1 protein-coding gene is annotated in these 619 nt (G+C 48.0%); it reads right to left on the bottom strand.

Features of this window, described 5'->3' with window-relative positions:
* Positions 1–590 (bottom strand): iron chelate uptake ABC transporter family permease subunit (locus tag R7Q48_RS28670; protein WP_318133733.1); only part of this gene is annotated, 590 nt, incomplete at its 3' end.
* Positions 591–619 lie beyond the last annotated feature (29 nt).

Raw genomic sequence — 619 nt, 5'->3', positions numbered from 1 at the left:
ATAGTAGAACGTGGCAGCAACCATTCAAACCAATCCCAACTGTATTGTGAAAGGTCGCCCGCTCCCCACATAAAGATGTTTTGAGCAAACTGTGCATTGAGAATAATCAGAGCTGTCGCAATGGAGCCAAGCAAAATGTTGATGACCATGCCGGAGACCACTAAAGGCAACCCCGTCATATTGCGCACACCAGCGATCGAAATGATCAAACCAAACGCGACCAAAGCACCTGCCATTGCAGCGAAAGCGGAATAGTCGGCCACCCAGTCAACAAACCAAATGTTAACGATGACCAGCGCAAGCCAAGCACCGGAAGAGGTGCCCAAGGTCAGCGGTGAGGTGAGGTTGTTTTGCGTTAACTGCTGCATCAAACTGCCAGTCAGCCCGAGCATTGCACCAACCAATAATGTGATGCTCAATCGAGGTAACTGAGACTGCATAAAGAAAACATCACGAAATTCGCTGGCGCTTTCTGGTTGAGTGAACAACTGCCATTGTTCACTCAACGACAAGCTCGTATCAATTTGTAAGCTCAATAGGCTAAGCAACGCAATCAGCGCGACATAGCCAATGTACGGTTTCGTTCTCATTGTTTTGGTGCCAGTTCAATTAAGCTGTC

This window comes from Vibrio sp. 378, assembly GCF_033339435.1.
This window is presented reverse-complemented; position numbering and strand designations above follow the sequence as displayed.